Origin of the sequence: Halalkalibacter lacteus, assembly GCF_036663595.1 — a bacterium.
GTDB classification, from domain to species: Bacteria; Bacillota; Bacilli; order Bacillales; family Bacillaceae_D; genus Halalkalibacter; species Halalkalibacter lacteus.
Map to the genome: position 1 here is coordinate 1 of NZ_JAWRVL010000332.1, position 253 is coordinate 253.

Genomic DNA, 253 nt, shown 5'->3' on the forward strand with positions numbered 1-253 from the left:
CGGAAGGCAGTCCCGGACAGGCGGAATGTGACCCACTGCCAAGGCTGGTGGCTGATTCCAGCGGTTCCCAAGATGGAGGTTATGTCCTCCGACCCTGCGGCGGCGTCGAGGGGCTTGTTCACCTGGTAATTCCCCGAAAGATCAGCCCACCAGTAGGCCGAAAACTGATCGGTAAGGGAAAGGATCACGGATTCCCGCCGGGTGGTGAACCCAAGGCTTCCACCGCCCGACTGGTTGACGGAACCGGTCAGGG

General features: G+C 61.7%; 1 protein-coding gene. It reads right to left on the reverse strand.

The window, feature by feature from the left end; all coding sequences use genetic code 11:
- The coding region (locus tag SAZ04_RS22545) for a hypothetical protein (protein ID WP_332699942.1) at window positions 1-253 on the reverse strand (253 nt) is incomplete at both ends.